Source organism: Mesorhizobium sp. CNPSo 4670, from assembly GCF_057784235.1.
On record NZ_JBWJFQ010000015.1, the window covers coordinates 110486 to 124180 of the forward strand.

At 59.6% G+C, this 13695-nt stretch carries 18 protein-coding genes, 1 tRNA gene and 1 pseudogene; 15 read left to right on the plus strand and 5 right to left on the minus strand.

Going from position 1 to position 13695, the window contains the following annotated elements:
- Positions 1–77 precede the first annotated feature (77 nt).
- The 7 genes from AC0ZT5_RS23420 (at position 78) to AC0ZT5_RS23450 (ending at position 4829) form a co-directional block, all read left to right on the plus strand.
- A complete protein-coding gene (locus AC0ZT5_RS23420; protein ID WP_488498362.1) occupies positions 78–620 on the plus strand; it encodes a ubiquinol-cytochrome C chaperone family protein in 543 nt (180 codons plus the stop codon).
- 3 nt (positions 621–623) lie between these two features.
- Positions 624–1172 (plus strand): YceD family protein, encoded by a 549-nt coding sequence (locus tag AC0ZT5_RS23425; RefSeq protein WP_095081175.1) that lies wholly within the window; start codon positions 624–626, stop codon positions 1170–1172.
- A 113-nt stretch (positions 1173–1285) separates the two neighbouring features.
- Positions 1286–2356 carry a phosphate acyltransferase PlsX gene (gene plsX, locus AC0ZT5_RS23430; protein ID WP_095081177.1) on the plus strand — a complete coding sequence of 357 codons (1071 nt, stop codon included), beginning with the start codon at positions 1286–1288 and terminating at the stop codon, positions 2354–2356.
- Between the two features lie 9 nt (positions 2357–2365).
- Complete coding sequence (locus AC0ZT5_RS23435) at positions 2366–3337, plus strand: beta-ketoacyl-ACP synthase III (RefSeq protein ID WP_488498363.1); 972 nt, start codon at positions 2366–2368, stop codon at positions 3335–3337.
- Positions 3338–3440: 103 nt separating this feature from the next.
- Positions 3441–3764 carry an integration host factor subunit alpha gene (locus tag AC0ZT5_RS23440; protein ID WP_111545727.1) on the plus strand — a complete coding sequence of 108 codons (324 nt, stop codon included), beginning with the start codon at positions 3441–3443 and terminating at the stop codon, positions 3762–3764.
- A 131-nt stretch (positions 3765–3895) separates the two neighbouring features.
- Complete coding sequence (locus AC0ZT5_RS23445) at positions 3896–4435, plus strand: MerR family transcriptional regulator (RefSeq protein ID WP_184870868.1); 540 nt, start codon at positions 3896–3898, stop codon at positions 4433–4435.
- A 91-nt stretch (positions 4436–4526) separates the two neighbouring features.
- The gene (locus tag AC0ZT5_RS23450; protein WP_488498364.1) at positions 4527–4829 is read left to right on the plus strand and encodes a hypothetical protein; all 303 of its coding nucleotides are present in this window, start codon (positions 4527–4529) and stop codon (positions 4827–4829) included.
- Between the two features lie 78 nt (positions 4830–4907).
- Here AC0ZT5_RS23450 and AC0ZT5_RS23455 read toward each other — a convergent pair whose 3' ends face one another.
- The gene (locus tag AC0ZT5_RS23455; RefSeq protein WP_488498365.1) at positions 4908–5111 is read right to left on the minus strand and encodes a hypothetical protein; all 204 of its coding nucleotides are present in this window, start codon (positions 5109–5111) and stop codon (positions 4908–4910) included.
- Positions 5112–5302: 191 nt separating this feature from the next.
- Positions 5303–5917: a hypothetical protein gene (locus AC0ZT5_RS23460; protein ID WP_488498366.1), complete on the minus strand. Its 615-nt coding sequence runs from the start codon at positions 5915–5917 to the stop codon at positions 5303–5305.
- Between the two features lie 284 nt (positions 5918–6201).
- Between AC0ZT5_RS23460 and AC0ZT5_RS23465 the strand changes: the two genes are divergently transcribed.
- From AC0ZT5_RS23465 to AC0ZT5_RS23480, 4 genes are all read left to right on the plus strand, one after another.
- On the plus strand, positions 6202–6486 hold the full coding sequence (locus AC0ZT5_RS23465; RefSeq protein WP_477286279.1) for a helix-turn-helix domain-containing protein: 285 nt from the start codon (positions 6202–6204) through the stop codon (positions 6484–6486).
- Between the two features lie 173 nt (positions 6487–6659).
- A complete protein-coding gene (locus tag AC0ZT5_RS23470; protein WP_488498367.1) occupies positions 6660–7121 on the plus strand; it encodes a YbaK/EbsC family protein in 462 nt (153 codons plus the stop codon).
- Between the two features lie 96 nt (positions 7122–7217).
- Positions 7218–7294: transfer RNA gene (locus tag AC0ZT5_RS23475), tRNA-Pro, on the plus strand.
- Positions 7295–7677: 383 nt separating this feature from the next.
- The gene (locus tag AC0ZT5_RS23480; protein ID WP_488498368.1) at positions 7678–8034 is read left to right on the plus strand and encodes a DUF2934 domain-containing protein; all 357 of its coding nucleotides are present in this window, start codon (positions 7678–7680) and stop codon (positions 8032–8034) included.
- Between the two features lie 1423 nt (positions 8035–9457).
- Here AC0ZT5_RS23480 and AC0ZT5_RS23485 read toward each other — a convergent pair.
- The 3 genes from AC0ZT5_RS23485 to AC0ZT5_RS23495 all read right to left on the minus strand — a co-directional run bounded on the left by AC0ZT5_RS23485 (position 9458) and on the right by AC0ZT5_RS23495 (position 11692).
- Positions 9458–9832, minus strand: a complete 375-nt coding sequence (locus AC0ZT5_RS23485; RefSeq protein ID WP_488498369.1) for a hypothetical protein — start codon at positions 9830–9832, stop codon at positions 9458–9460.
- The gene (locus tag AC0ZT5_RS23490) at positions 9832–11067 is read right to left on the minus strand and encodes a tyrosine-type recombinase/integrase (protein WP_488498370.1); all 1236 of its coding nucleotides are present in this window, start codon (positions 11065–11067) and stop codon (positions 9832–9834) included. The genes AC0ZT5_RS23485 and AC0ZT5_RS23490 overlap by 1 nt, the downstream gene beginning before the upstream one ends.
- A gap of 334 nt (positions 11068–11401) precedes the next feature.
- Complete coding sequence (locus tag AC0ZT5_RS23495) at positions 11402–11692, minus strand: HdeA/HdeB family chaperone (protein WP_488498371.1); 291 nt, start codon at positions 11690–11692, stop codon at positions 11402–11404.
- A 266-nt stretch (positions 11693–11958) separates the two neighbouring features.
- Here AC0ZT5_RS23495 and AC0ZT5_RS23500 point away from each other — a divergent pair.
- The 4 genes and pseudogenes from AC0ZT5_RS23500 to AC0ZT5_RS23515 all read left to right on the plus strand — a co-directional run.
- Positions 11959–12087 (plus strand): annotated as a pseudogene (locus tag AC0ZT5_RS23500) (MucR family transcriptional regulator); the annotation flags it as partial.
- A gap of 277 nt (positions 12088–12364) precedes the next feature.
- A complete protein-coding gene (locus tag AC0ZT5_RS23505; protein WP_488498372.1) occupies positions 12365–12889 on the plus strand; it encodes a BA14K family protein in 525 nt (174 codons plus the stop codon).
- Between the two features lie 148 nt (positions 12890–13037).
- Positions 13038–13304, plus strand: coding sequence for a hypothetical protein (locus AC0ZT5_RS23510; protein WP_488498373.1), 267 nt, complete (start codon positions 13038–13040; stop codon positions 13302–13304).
- A gap of 201 nt (positions 13305–13505) precedes the next feature.
- Complete coding sequence (locus AC0ZT5_RS23515; protein ID WP_488498374.1) at positions 13506–13688, plus strand: hypothetical protein; 183 nt, start codon at positions 13506–13508, stop codon at positions 13686–13688.
- Positions 13689–13695: the final 7 nt, after the last annotated feature.

A 13695-nucleotide genomic window follows, 5' to 3' on the forward strand; every position in this document is an offset into this window, starting at 1 on the left:
CGCAAAACCGGTAAACCAGCTTGCAGGCCGATGCAACAAGGCCACTTCAACAAACGGTCCCCGGGAGACCATCCCCAATGTTCCAGCGCTTTTTTGGCCGCGAACGCCATGCCAACCGCGCTATCACCGAGGCGCTCTACGCACAAATCGTGGCGGCGGCGCGGCAGACTGTGTTTTATTCCCATTGGAATGTGCCCGATACGCCGCTTGGCCGCTTCGAGATGGTGTCGCTGCACATGTTCCTGTTCCAGCACCGGCTGCACGGCGAGGAAGGCGTGGCGCAAGAGGTTGCGCAGGTGCTGATCGACGAGTTCTTCCTCGATGTCGATCATTCGCTGAGGGAATTGGGTATTGGCGATGTCGGCGTGCCCAAACGCATGAAAAAGCTGGCAAAAATGTTCTATGGCCGAACCGCCGCTTATGACGATGCCCTGGAAAGAAACGACCACGACGGGCTCACCGCGGCCCTTGCCCGCAATGTCCGGCCCGACACCGGCGCCTGGCCGGAAGCGTCGCTGCTGGCCAACTATGTCACCGACGCCCGCGATCAGCTGGCCGCCCAGCCGTCCGAATCGATAGTCTCCGGCACGGTGGCGTTTCCGGTCGCTAACGGAGGTTGATCGATGAAACACATTGACCCGCAAAGCCCGGTATCGTTCCGCGCGAACATCGCCCGTCTGCCGCAGAAGGGGTTGCCGGTGGTGATCGAGGCTGACGCCGCGCAGCGCGCGGCGCTGGCCGAGGAGCACGGGCTGCTTTCGGTCGAAGCTTATCGCGCCGAGCTTCTGGTGACGTCATGGAAGCGCAATGGCGTGAAGGTCAGCGGTCGCGTCGAAGCCGACATCACCCAGGCCTGCATCGTCACACTCGATCCTGTCGAAGCGCATATCGACGAGCCGGTCGAAGCGCTGTTGCTGCCCGAGGACTCCAAGCTCGGACGGCAGGGTTTCGATGACGGCGGCGAGATCCTGCTCGACGCGGACGGACCGGACGCTCCCGAAACATTTTCCGGCGACACGATCGATGTCGGGGCGCTCGCCGAACAGTTCTTCGGACTGGCGATCGACCCATATCCGCGCAAGCAGGGCGCGTCTCTGGATGCCGGCGGCGAGAGCGAACCGGCGGAGAATGAATTTCAGCAAAAACTGCGATCCTTGCTGGGAAAATCCTGAAAACCATGCCCGCGACGGAAAAGTCGGTTGTGCGGCAGCCCAAAACCGCTATTTTCGCCGAACCTTCGCGACCACTAAAGCGACCTGCCGCCTAACCGTGAGATGAATACCGCGTGATCAGGATTTCCATCGATGCCATGGGCGGCGATCACGGACCAGCCGTGGTCATTCCGGCGCTCATGACGGTCGCGACCCGCCGTCCCGACATCCGCTTCGTCATCTTCGGACGTGAAGAGGTGGTGCGCCCTGAACTGGCCAAATTCCCGAAGCTGGCCGAGATCAGTGAATTCTTCCACTGCGAGATCGCGGTCAGGATGGACGACAAGCCTAGCCAGGCGCTGCGCCACGGCCGCTGGAAGTCGTCGATGTGGAAGGCCGTCGAAGCGGTCAAGGCAGCGTCGGCGGACGCCTGTGTCTCCGCCGGCAATACCGGTGCGCTGATGGCGATGTCGAAATTCTGCCTGCGCACCATGGCCACCATCGAACGGCCGGCGATTGCAGCGCTTTGGCCGACGACGCGTGGCGAAAGCGTGGTGCTCGACGTCGGCGCCACCATCGGTGCCGACGCCCATCAACTTATTGATTTCGCCATTCTCGGCACCGGTATGGCGCGCTCTGTCTTCGGCATCACGCGACCGACGGTTGGCCTGCTCAATGTCGGGGTCGAGGAGATCAAGGGCCAGGAAGAAGTCAAGGAAGCGGGGCGCATGCTGCGCGAGGCCAACATGGCCTCGATGAATTATCATGGCTTTGTCGAAGGCGACGATATCGGCAAGGGTACGGTCGACGTTGTGGTGACGGAGGGCTTCGCCGGCAATATCGCCCTGAAGACGGCGGAAGGAACGGCGCGCCAGATAGCGGGCTATCTGCGCGCCGCGATGAGCCGCACCCTGATGGCCAGGATCGGCTACGTCTTCGCCAAGGGCGCCTTCAACCGCTTGCGTGAAAAGATGGATGTCGGGCGCTCGAATGGTGGCGTGTTCCTGGGATTGAACGGGATCGTTGTGAAGAGCCACGGCGGAGCCGATTCGGATGGTTTCGCCGCGGCGATCGAATTGGCCTACGATATGGTTCGCAACAATCTGCTCGACCGCATCGAGGCGGATCTGGACCTGTTTCATGCGCGCAATCCGCATACTCAGACATCTAGGAAATCCGACGTCGTTATCGACGCAAAGGAATAGGAAAGAACTTTGATCAGATCAGTCGTGCGCGGCACGGGCGCCGCGCTGCCCCGCCGAATTATGAAGAATGCCGATTTCGAAGGCATGGTGGAAACCTCCGACGAATGGATCGCCCAGCGCACCGGCATCCGCCAGCGCCATATCGCTGGTGATGACGAGACGACGGCTTCGCTGGGTGAAGCGGCGGCGCGTGCCGCACTTGCCGATGCCGGGCTGACGCCCGCCGACATCGACGTGATCGTGCTGGCCACCTCGACGCCCAACAACACTTTTCCGGCGACCGCCGTTGAGATCCAGAACCGGCTCGGCATGCATCACGGTTTTGCTTTCGACATGCAGGCGGTCTGCTCCGGCTTCGTCTATGCGGTGACAACCGCCGATCTCTACATCCGTGGCGGCCTGGCCAGGCGCGTCCTGGTGATCGGCTCGGAAACGTTCTCGCGCATCCTCGACTGGAGCGACCGCTCGACCTGCGTGCTGTTCGGCGACGGCGCCGGTGCCATGATCCTGGAGGCCGGCGAGGGGACTGGCGTGATCGCCGATCGTGGCGTCCTGGCGGCCAGCCTGCGTTCCGACGGTATCCACAAGGAGAAGCTCTTTGTCGACGGCGGGCCGTCGACCACGGGCACGGTCGGCCATCTCAGGATGGAGGGCCGTGAAGTCTTCAAGCATGCGGTCGGGATGATCACCGACGTCATCGAGGCGACGTTCTCGCAAGCCGGCATATCGGCCGATGACCTCGACTGGTTCGTGCCGCACCAGGCCAATAAACGAATTATTGACGCTTCCGCCAAGAAGCTCGGGATAGCCGAGCAAAAGGTGGTGGTGACGGTGGATTTGCACGGTAACACCTCGGCTGCTTCCGTGCCGCTGGCGCTGTCGGTGGCCGTCGCCGACGGGCGCATCAAGAAGGGCGATCTCGTGCTTCTGGAGGCCATGGGCGGCGGCTTCACCTGGGGTGCTGTTCTGGTTCGCTGGTAAGTGCCGAACGGTCCGGTTTCGGTCCTTGACCTTGCCGGATCAATTACTTAGGCTCTACCGTTGTTGTGCCGAATTTAATGTTTTGAGCTGATGGGACGGTCGCATGGGGGGAAAGACACTTACGCGCGCCGACCTTGCCGAGGCTGTTTACCGGAAGGTCGGCTTATCGCGCACTGAATCGGCCGAACTTGTCGAAGCGGTGCTGGACGAGATCTGCGAAGCGATCGTCCGTGGCGAGACGGTGAAGCTGTCGTCCTTCGCGACATTCCACGTCCGTTCCAAGAACGAGCGCATTGGCCGCAATCCCAAGACTGGCGAAGAGGTGCCGATCCTGCCGCGTCGGGTGATGACCTTCAAGTCGTCGAACGTGCTGAAGAGCCGCATCTTGCGGTCGCATCAAAGCGGCAAGGCCAAGGGCGGCAAGTAGCCTCGCTCATCTCAGCGGTTGAAAACGGCGCCCCGCCATGACGCCGGGCTTGAATATTGTTTCACAAACCGCTGAAATAAAGCCCGATTCGGCAGGTAAGCCGGATCATCGTCCAGCGTGAGGATTCGCCCATGGACAAGAGCCCCGACGCCTTTCGTACCATCAGCGAGGTCGCCGAAGATCTCGACCTGCCGCAGCATGTGCTGCGCTTCTGGGAAACGCGTTTCAACCAGATCAAGCCGATGAAGCGCGGTGGCGGCCGCCGTTACTACCGGCCGCAGGATGTCGAACTGATCAAGGGCATCCGCCATATGCTCTACGACCAGGGCTACACCATCAAGGGCGTGCAGAAGCTGCTGCGCGAGAACGGCAATCATTTCCTGGTCGCCATCGGCAATGGCGACATGGCCGCCGTCGAGGCGATCTCGCAACGACGGCAGGCGGATCAAGTGCCGCTGACGCCTGCGGCCCAGCCGCGCGGCATGGATGACGAACTGGTTGGCCAGCCGCGCGTCAAGCCGAGCCGCCGCTTTTTCGGCCTGGGCAAGGGCGATGAGGACGGTCCGGTTCAGCCGGACGCATCGAAACTCTCGCGCGACAATCGCGCCTTGCTGCAGGAAGCGCTGTTCGACCTCCTGGAATGCAAGCGACTGCTCGATCAGGTGCGCTGACCGCCAACTGAGCAATGTCGGCCGGTCGAAAACCGGAACCCGCCTTGGCGTGAGGCGTTACGTTTCCTTCTGCAATTGAAGGAAACACGTCATGGCATCATATTCGACCCTCTCGGACATCGACCTCGACAAGCAGGTCGCGGCTCTCACTAGGGAATTGGCCAGCCTGAAGAAGGCGGTGTCCAGGCGCGGCGGCGCCTACTACGAAGACGGTCGCGATGCCGCGCTCGACACCTATGCCGATCTTGCAGGGCGTCTGCGCGATGCGATGCCAGCCATCCGCAAGCAGGGCAGGGTCGTCGAGAAATCGGCGCGCGACCATCCTGCGGCGGCCGCCGCGGTCGCCCTTGTGGTGGTCGGTCTCGTTGCCAGCCTGCTGTTCAGCCGGCGCTGAATCGTATCGCATTGCCACGAGAAGACGAGCCTTGAACAAGAAGCCAAGGCCGGTCTTCTCGTTGGCAGTCCGGTATGCTTAGGCCTTGTGCACCACGTGGTGGTGGTGATGATGGTAGTGATGAACGTGGTGGTAGTGATGAACGTGGTGGTAGTGATGATGATGGTGGTGATGATGATGCTCTGCCATCGTGGCCGCATCCGCACTCGTCGCGCCGATCACCGGCACCGTGAAAGCAAGTGCAGCCGCAAGCCCGAGGGCCGAGAGGAGGGACGTCTTCATGGGTCGTTTTCCTTTTTTAGCAAGTCGATCGGGTCGATGACCCGATCGCCGCGAATGGGATTACGCTCCTGAATTTTTTCCTCGATATTTCCCGACTGTAGAATTTTGTTTCTGGACTGTTTCTAAGCAAATCGGGCTTCCACCATCATCATCGCCAGGGCCGAAGGGCCATGCTTTCCCGCCTGTTTTGCCTACATTGGCGGGGCCACGCCATTGTTTCCGACCACCACACGGCCCGAACTCAGCGTGCCGTCAGCCTCACGCTCAGCGGTGACGACAACCGTTGCACCTGGCTTGAGGTCGGTCGGCGTGGCCGGCGCGAAGGTCACGACAGGTGTGGTGTCGGGTATCGAAATCTTCTTCGTCTGCCCATTGTCATAGGTCAGCGTGACGGCTCGGCCGTTTACGTCGGTTACGTCGGCCACGGTGCCGTTGGTCATGCGGCTGTTGGGCTGCAGGTCCCAGGGGCGGTCGCCCTCGCCAGTGCCTTTCAAGGCTGCCGGAAAGACCACCACCTCCAGCGCGCCGCTGCCGCCATCGGCTTTCGATACGGAGGCGATGCCGAGGAAATCGCCTTGCTTGATGTCCTTCACGGATGCGCTGGCGACGCCTGATATCTTCCAGCCGGCATTGAGCTTGATGGCGGAGGTATCACCCTGGTGGGTTTTCACGGTCAGCAGCGATGGCTCGAAACTGGCCACAGTGCCGCGCACGCGCAGCGTGTCCGCCGCTTGAGCACCGCCGACACCGGCAGCGGAAAGGCTGGAAATCGTGCCGAGCACGACGATGAGTGTCTTCAAGTTCATTGCAGAGATCCTTCCGGGAATGGCTGGCTGGAACCGGATGGTTTTCAGGCCAGCAACTCGGGAATAACGAACGGGGGGCGGCGAAACTGCCGGACAAAGCGCGATTGGACGGTCAAAACAACTTGATAGTGACGTGTGCGCGACCCAACCGCGCAAGGCGCCTGCTTCACGATAGCGTGACGGTCAGATTGGTACTTGGCAAATCGCCGGCGAGCGGGCATGTTCCCGATCGTCTCAGGCAACTTCGTCATTTGATCAAACTCTTTCAGCTTACGGAGTTGCCAATGCCCAACACTGCAAAACGCGAAGCCCTCTCCGAATCGGTAGCCAATGAGATCGGGCCGGATTACAGCACCCTCAGAGCGATGCGGGAAACCCGCGGCTACAGTGTGGAAAAGCTTTCCCTGACATGCGGTCTGGCTGCCGACGAGATTGAGGATATCGAGAGCGGTAAGGTGACCGATCCGTTGAAGCTGCGTCGTATTGTGTCCGCGCTTCGACTTCCCCAGGACGCTTTGATCGCTTCGGCTGTGCACACGCCGGCCGCGCAAGGTCGATCCCTGGCATAATTCAACAACAGGCATGCCCGACAACCCGCCAAGGATAGCCTTGGCGGGTTTGTTTTTGTGGTGCGGCAGCCGCCTTGCCGCAACCGGGGCTTGCCGATTTGTATGTCGCACGTGTTTATACGCGCGGCGATCCGATCCGCTGTCCATCAAGTTCTGAACTATGGGTTTTCGATATGAGCCTGGAATCCGTTCGTGCCTTCTTCGCCGCTCGCGCGCCCGACATCGAAGTCATCGAGACGGAAGCGAGTTCGGCTACAGTGGCGCTGGCGGCGGAGGCGCATGGCGTGTTGCCGGCGCAGATCGCCAAGACGATCTGCCTGCGCGTCGGCGATCGCACCATGCTGGTGGTGACCAGCGGCATCGCCAGGCTGGATAACCGCAAGTTCAAGGACCAGTTCGGCGGCAAGCCGCGCATGCTCGACGCCGCGGAGGTTATCGAAGCAACCAGCCACCCGGTCGGCGGCGTCTGCCCGTTCGGCCTGCCGGCGCCGCTGCCGGTCTATTGCGACATCTCGCTGCGCGAATTCGACGAGGTCGTGCCCGCCGCCGGCGCCACCAACGCCGCCGTGCGGCTCAGCCCGCAGCGCATGGTCGAGCTCACCAGCGCCGAATGGGTCGATGTCTGCCAGGGCTAGCTTGGGGGCTCGCCGGCACCCGCGATCGCATCGGCGCGAAAGTCGCCGAATTTCAGTTGACCCGGGCGGGGTTATCACGATACATCGCGACCGGTCCGGAGTGTAGCGCAGCCCGGTAGCGCACTTGACTGGGGGTCAAGGGGTCGTCGGTTCGAATCCGGCCACTCCGACCAACAAAAACAAAGACTTAGTCATTTCCCCCAGAGGTGGCTATAAAATTTCTAGCCACATTGTAGCCAGCAATGAAGAGCCCCGCGAGGCGTGGTTTGTATGCCACCTTGGTGTAGGGCTGCTATACCCTTGTGCAATTGTGGGTGGCCTAGCCGTGGGCTAGTTTTCTAGCCGTCGGCCATCTTCTCCTCCCCATGGCGTGGCCGACGCCAAGCTAGCCACGCCTGTCCTCCCAAGCCGTGGTAGGAGCTTGAAATCGAACCCGCTGCCAACCCCCCGGCAGCGGGTTTTTTCTTGGTGGGGCCATACAAGAAAAATCACCATTCCGTGCTGGATCATTCCGTCGCGCTCAGCGTTGGTTGATATTCCAACGCGGAGCATCACCATGGACGACGAACGGCACCAAAGAATTCAGCGACGCGCATACGAAATTTGGGAGCGCGAAGGCGGCAAGCATGGCGACCCGGAGAAACATTGGCACCAAGCTGAGGCTGAAATCGAGCGCGAGGCTGCACTGGAGGCCCGCCAAGGCACCACTCCGGTGTTATCGGGCAAGACGAAGAAGCCGCGGCGCGGCGAGACCTCCATTTCCGACGTCATGTCCGTCGAGGTCCTGGCGATGCGAACCGGCATCACGGGCGATCAGGCGCAAGACCTTATAGACCGGCTGGGCGATGACCGTGTGGCAATAGAGGAAGCGGCTGCGAGCTTGGCCGCCGGGCAGCAGAATTTCAGCAAATAGAAACCCCGCCGAAGCGGGGTCTTGTCGTTAGCGGTGTGAGGAGCGGTCAGGCCACGTTCTGATAGAGATACTGGTCGAAAACGACGAACCTCCCTTTCGGCGCCAGGGCCAACGTCTGCTTGACCCACTCGACCGCCGCCCAATTGCTAGGGGCACTCCACCACTCCACCTGCCTGCCACGCTCATCTATGCGAGCGATCACTGAACACATGAGTACACCGCGGGCCGACACCGATGTCTCAGACGGCGGCTCGGCGACAATAGCAAGAGCGTTCATTTTCCATCACTCCAAGGTAGGCCTCTCAGGCCAACGCCGGAAAGCGCACCGGCAGCCGGGGGTGAGAGGCGACCTTGGATCGCCGGCAAGCCTTTAGGCTTCGGCCCTGGACATAGCTATGCCACCCCGGCCAATGTCTCGGCATGCTACCGTTCGACTATGTGTAGGAAACCCCTTTACCCTTGCCAGAAAGAATGGTCTCGAATCGGGCTGAATGCAAGTGTTATTTTCACTAAGTACTTCAAATAATCCTTCCTAGTCATAAAATGTGTAAACGCCTAGTTCGAGCAGCCCAAAATTGAAAGGCGAAAGCGCCTATTTCCTCGAGGTATACTATGCGAAAACGCCTAGCTTTTGATTGTGCTTGTAAATACGCGCACATGACGCAAGGTCAAGACTCAGCTATCAGGAAGCTGCGGCGGACTTGGCGTCCGCTTTGCCGGCGCCTTTCAGGCAACCTCCAGCGAGCGGCGCCGGCTTTTTCAACTGAGATCGTCAAGCGCGCCCTTGCAAGGAGCCGGCTTGCGCGCATGCCCCTGTGTGTGAAAGTGTCGATCAAAACGTGGGGGAGAAAAGATGCCAATAAAGTCTAGGGACGGTGGGTTTCCTGTCAGATTCAGTGTTCCAGCCCAACACTGGAGTAGGATATTTCGCACGCAAGAAGAATTGCAATCATTCTTGGTTTCAGAGCGAAAGCACTGGCAAGATCTCAATCAACCAACGAATTATTTTCCATTGCCGGGCGGCCAACAAGGTTTGGAGTTCCTGAATCCTCTGACCACCGCGATTTTTGACAGCGCCTTGGGGACTGGACCTCATCCTGAGGATGCGCTCAAAATCCTTGACGAGCGAGGAGCTATTCTCACAGAAGGCGTGTATGGGCGCTTACTTTCCAAGTTGAGGACTGAGAAGCCCCAGCTCTATCCTGGCGCCGTAGCGGCCATAGCTGCCAGCCTCGGCCCGCGAAATGCGTGGCCCGACCAGGGCGGTCGTCAGCCATTTCCTTGGGCAGTGTGGTTGTCAGGACTTGGCGCGGTTTTGGAACTCGCGCCATCGAAGATGACCATGCTGTCACCTCCGTGCATGTTGTTGCATGGGGGTAGATAGTCGTTTTCACATATTCGATTAAGGCAAAACAAATCCAATTTATTCGCGGGACGCCCCGTCGTGCGCTTCTTTGGCCTCCTGATACGTGCGGATGGCAGTGCGGACATGCGTCTCTGAGCACCCAAACTTTCTTGCTACTTGGCGCAGCGCCTCGTCGTAAGGAACGCCGTCGTTGCGGAGCCAGCCGAACTGCTCGCCGATCTCCAGCCAGTATCGCGGCAGGGCTCGTTTTCTTCCACGCGATCTCTTAAGCGGCTTCAGTAAGTCGGCGGCGAGGCCCTGCACAACGGCGTCGGCCCTGCCAGAGCGCAGGATCTCAACAACCAGTGTCTTGGCGTCTTCCGTTCGACCCTCACTTAACGCAGCCTGGATGGCCGCGGCCTGCGAACTGAAACCCTTCGGAAACGGCGCCATCACTTGCCTCCGATTGCGTCGGCAATCTTGCCCGCGATGGCATCCGCAGCGGCACGCACGGGGTCGACATGAAGATGGGCGTAGCGTTGCGTGGTGCCTGCATCGGCATGGCCAAGCAACTTCCCTATGATTGGCAGGGACATGCCGTCGCCAGCGCCGACCGACGCGAACGTATGACGCAGATCATGCAGATGCACGCCGCCTAGACCGGCTCTGCCTGCAATTGCTGCCCACGGCTTCTTAAGATCGGCGCGCGGTGCCTCGTGCTCTGTAGCGGCGGAGTGCCCTGCTATCACGAACTTGCCCACGCGCGGCAATGCGTCCAACACTGCCTGTGCTGCCGCGGATAGCACTACGGTCTTGCGACCAGTCTTGGAGTCGGGCAGCAACAGCAGTCCGCGCTTCTCGTCGTATTCGGACCAGCGCAAGTTCAGGATCTCTCGCAAGCGGCAGCCTGTCAGCATCAGCAATCGAATGGCGCCGGTCACGTGTGGGCCGTAGACGGTCCTGTTCCTCTCTTTCGGCGCGTGCTTGCTCTCAGATGATTTGTGGGGAATGCCGATCGTCTCAGCTTCGCGCATAGCGTCGCCAAGCCTTGCCATTTCGTCAGCCGACAAGAACCGCTCGCGGGCTTCCTCCTTGTTTCTGTCGATCTTTGCGGCAGGGTTCACGCCCTCGGGAACATAACCGCGCTTGGCGCCCCACACAAAGGCCGCCGACAGCAACGCCATTGCCCGATTGGCGGAATACTTCGCCTTCTTTGACATGGCGGAATGTGCGCGCTGTACGTCGACACGGGTGAGGGCAACGGCTTTCGTTGTACCCATCTGCGGTTCGATATGTTTGGCCAGCGTGATTTTGTAGAACGCGCGGGTCGACTCCTTCATTTCCTTTTCAGAAATGTAGTCTGCGACGAGCTGCTTTACCGTCCCACTTGCCCGTTCGTCGGACCGCTCTTTGACCAAATCCTTGCCAAGCGCAGCGTTCGCAATCGCCTTGCGCGCTGCCTCGCGCGCCTCGTTGGCTTTTAGTGTACCGACGCGGCCGAGCTTCAACCGCTTTTTGGCGCCGCCAGCCACGGGCCGATATTCGGCGAAATACGTGCCTGTATTGCCGGTCGTCCGGTAGAGGCCGAAACCGGTTAGGTCATCGTCAAAATAGTAAGTTGTTTTGTTCGGCCTGGCGCCTTCCATGATGCCTGAAACCGCCGCCGCCGTGATCTTGATTGTAGCCACGTCCATCCCCCCTTTGTAGCCACTATATAGCCAGCAGTTAGGCGGCGGCACCATATTAGTCAAGTGGGCATAGGTTGGATACCGTTGGATTTCTGCGGTTTTGGCCTAATCCGTGCAACGCTAGGAATGGCTATAAAACCTAGTATTTAAGACTGGGGGTCAAGGGGTCGTCGGTTCGAATCCGGCCACTCCGACCAAAACAAAAACAAGGACTTGCCCCCAAAAGTCCGATCTCGATTTTCCCGTCATTTTTGGCCCAGGGTAACGGCAAGGGTAACAAAAAGCCCGCCACCGTGAGGCAGCGGGCCTGCAATGGAAGAGTCTGAACAGCGATCTACTTTGCGAGCTCTTCTATTGCGCTCGCCACCGTGGCATCGGCATTCTTCTGGCAATAAGCAACGATCTTTTCTGCATTGGCGTGCGCCTTGTCACCGTCCACCATGGGGTTGCCGGCTTTGCCATGGACATAGCCGTTCACCCACATGGCAACGGCAATGGCCGCGCCGGCCTTCATAACACCGACTTGCTTGCAGGTGATCTTCGACATGTCCACTTCTGCGGCCATTGAGTGGCCAGCAAAAACCATACTTGCAACTGCGAGTGCAATCGGAAAATGGCGTTTCATTGTCAGGGTCTCCTCCCAAAAAGCCCCCGCCTTTTAGCCTAGCTAGTAGACACGGGTGTCCTGTTGGAAATATGACGCTCACCACAATCTGGGGCGACGCTGCGGCCGAGAGAAAAGAAAAGCCCGCCACCAGTGAAGGCAGCGGGCCAAATTCGCCACAGTGGCGATTTTACAGCGACACCAGCACTTCCTGCGACTGCGGTCGTTCTCCCATGTGACCGTTTCGCCATCGCATTGATCAGGCTCCGCGTCGTGGCCGTCCTCGTCCGCGTGATTACGCGATGGTGGCGCCAAACTACGCCGCCCAGCGCTCCGAACTGGCAAAGGCTACCGGTCTAGGCCATAAGGCTGAGCCTGTTAAGAAGGCGCCTGCCAAGCGGAAGGCGAAGGCTTAGTTCTATCTTCGTACCAGACATGACGTTACGTCAAGACTCGGCTATCGGGAAGCCGCGCGGCGGACTTGGCATCCGCTTTGGCCGGCGCCTTTCAGGCAACCTCCCAGTGAGCGGCGTCGGCCTTCTTCCTCCTGCTGAAAGCCATTGCGGAAGCGATGCTCGTCAGCTCCTTGGGCAAGGCTGGCATGCATAGGCTCATCGAGTCTTGGAACTAATTCGCATCGACGACGTTTCAACATAACCAGAAATAGTGCCCAATTTAGGGAGGACTTTGATCATGAAGTTCCTGTCCGGCATGGCCGTCGCCTTAATATCAACGTTGGCGCTAACGAGCACTGCTCCAGTCGATGCCGCGCCAATTTTCGTGCCTCAGACGCTAAGCGCACAGTCCGACGTCATCAAAATTCGGGGCGGAGCCAGATGGCGCAACAATTATTGGGGAGGCGGCCATTACGGGCGACACGGGGGTTACTATGGCCACCGCTACTATGGGCGTGGATACGGCGGCTATGACGATTTTCCAGGAGGGCTTATCGCCGGAGCGCTGATCGGAAGCATGTTCAACAACGGCTACTACGGCGGCGGCTACTACAGTGGCTATGCTGACCCCTACTACGGTGGTGGGTATTATGCCGACCCCTATTACGGCGGTGGCTACTACCGTCCTGTGTACTATCACAGGCACTATTATCACAGGCACTATTATCATAGGCACTATTATCATTATAGACACTACTACCACCACCGGCACTACTACCACCACTACAGGTATCACCACCGTAGGCACTACTACCGCTACTGAAATACGACATGCTGTCGCGTTTAGCCCGCTGCCTCACGGTGGCGGGCTACTTCAATGGGCGCCGCATATTAGCAACCTCTTGACGAGGCCGGAGACCGCTCCAGAATCTTCAGCATGGCGGGAAATAGGCATTGGGGATCTGGTAGCGGTGACCGCCACGGTGCGACGGCGGGTCGATGACGACTTCGTAAGTGTCAGCATTCCGAGCTACAATTTTCCGCACTCGATTATAGATCATTCAAAGGTAAAGCGCGGGCAGGAAATCGAGCTTACCGGCGAGGTAACGCGCATCGATGAGGACAGCGTGACGATCGACATGGGACCGTTTGTGACGGTCAAGATCGACAAGGTGCGGCTGGTCGAAAAGTACCAGGCTCCGACACGCAAGAGGCGGCAGCGAGAATTGGTCGACTAGCTACCCTCGGCCTTGCCCCAGTCAGTCGGCGTGGAGTCCGGCGAGTAGATCAGGCCAAGAAACCCGAAATGCGGATCCTTTCTATTGTGCCCGCCGCGGGAGCAACCCGGCGGCAGCCGCATAGTTCCGTTGTGGACCCGCCTGCCGTCGTGACATTGTAGCAGTCAAGATTGCCTTCATTTGTCCCGCAGGAATGGTCGTATGGACAAGAAAGAAGCCGCCCAAGCGATAATGCAGATCGTAAGAAGCGATCTGGCGAGCGCCAGAGACGCTGCACAAGGACAGCCATCCTGGCGACTGATCGATGAGGCGATGTCCAACCTTAGGCGGATCGCCTCAATTTTGAACCACGACGACAGAGAGCCGCCCAAACCCGCCAATTGATATTATC

Excerpts from the sequence above, each read along its gene's own strand:
- AC0ZT5_RS23420 (WP_488498362.1), top strand. The coding sequence starts at position 78 with ATGTTCCAGCGCTTTTTTGGCCGCGAACGCCATGCCAACCGCGCTATC.
- AC0ZT5_RS23425 (WP_095081175.1), top strand. The coding sequence starts at position 624 with ATGAAACACATTGACCCGCAAAGCCCGGTATCGTTCCGCGCGAACATC.
- AC0ZT5_RS23440 (WP_111545727.1), top strand. The coding sequence starts at position 3,441 with ATGGGGGGAAAGACACTTACGCGCGCCGACCTTGCCGAGGCTGTTTAC.
- AC0ZT5_RS23445 (WP_184870868.1), top strand. The coding sequence starts at position 3,896 with ATGGACAAGAGCCCCGACGCCTTTCGTACCATCAGCGAGGTCGCCGAA.
- AC0ZT5_RS23450 (WP_488498364.1), top strand. The coding sequence starts at position 4,527 with ATGGCATCATATTCGACCCTCTCGGACATCGACCTCGACAAGCAGGTC.
- AC0ZT5_RS23455 (WP_488498365.1), bottom strand. The coding sequence starts at position 5,111 with ATGAAGACGTCCCTCCTCTCGGCCCTCGGGCTTGCGGCTGCACTTGCT.
- AC0ZT5_RS23460 (WP_488498366.1), bottom strand. The coding sequence starts at position 5,917 with ATGAACTTGAAGACACTCATCGTCGTGCTCGGCACGATTTCCAGCCTT.
- AC0ZT5_RS23465 (WP_477286279.1), top strand. The coding sequence starts at position 6,202 with ATGCCCAACACTGCAAAACGCGAAGCCCTCTCCGAATCGGTAGCCAAT.
- AC0ZT5_RS23470 (WP_488498367.1), top strand. The coding sequence starts at position 6,660 with ATGAGCCTGGAATCCGTTCGTGCCTTCTTCGCCGCTCGCGCGCCCGAC.
- AC0ZT5_RS23480 (WP_488498368.1), top strand. The coding sequence starts at position 7,678 with ATGGACGACGAACGGCACCAAAGAATTCAGCGACGCGCATACGAAATT.
- AC0ZT5_RS23485 (WP_488498369.1), bottom strand. The coding sequence starts at position 9,832 with ATGGCGCCGTTTCCGAAGGGTTTCAGTTCGCAGGCCGCGGCCATCCAG.
- AC0ZT5_RS23495 (WP_488498371.1), bottom strand. The coding sequence starts at position 11,692 with ATGAAACGCCATTTTCCGATTGCACTCGCAGTTGCAAGTATGGTTTTT.
- AC0ZT5_RS23505 (WP_488498372.1), top strand. The coding sequence starts at position 12,365 with ATGAAGTTCCTGTCCGGCATGGCCGTCGCCTTAATATCAACGTTGGCG.
- AC0ZT5_RS23515 (WP_488498374.1), top strand. The coding sequence starts at position 13,506 with ATGGACAAGAAAGAAGCCGCCCAAGCGATAATGCAGATCGTAAGAAGC.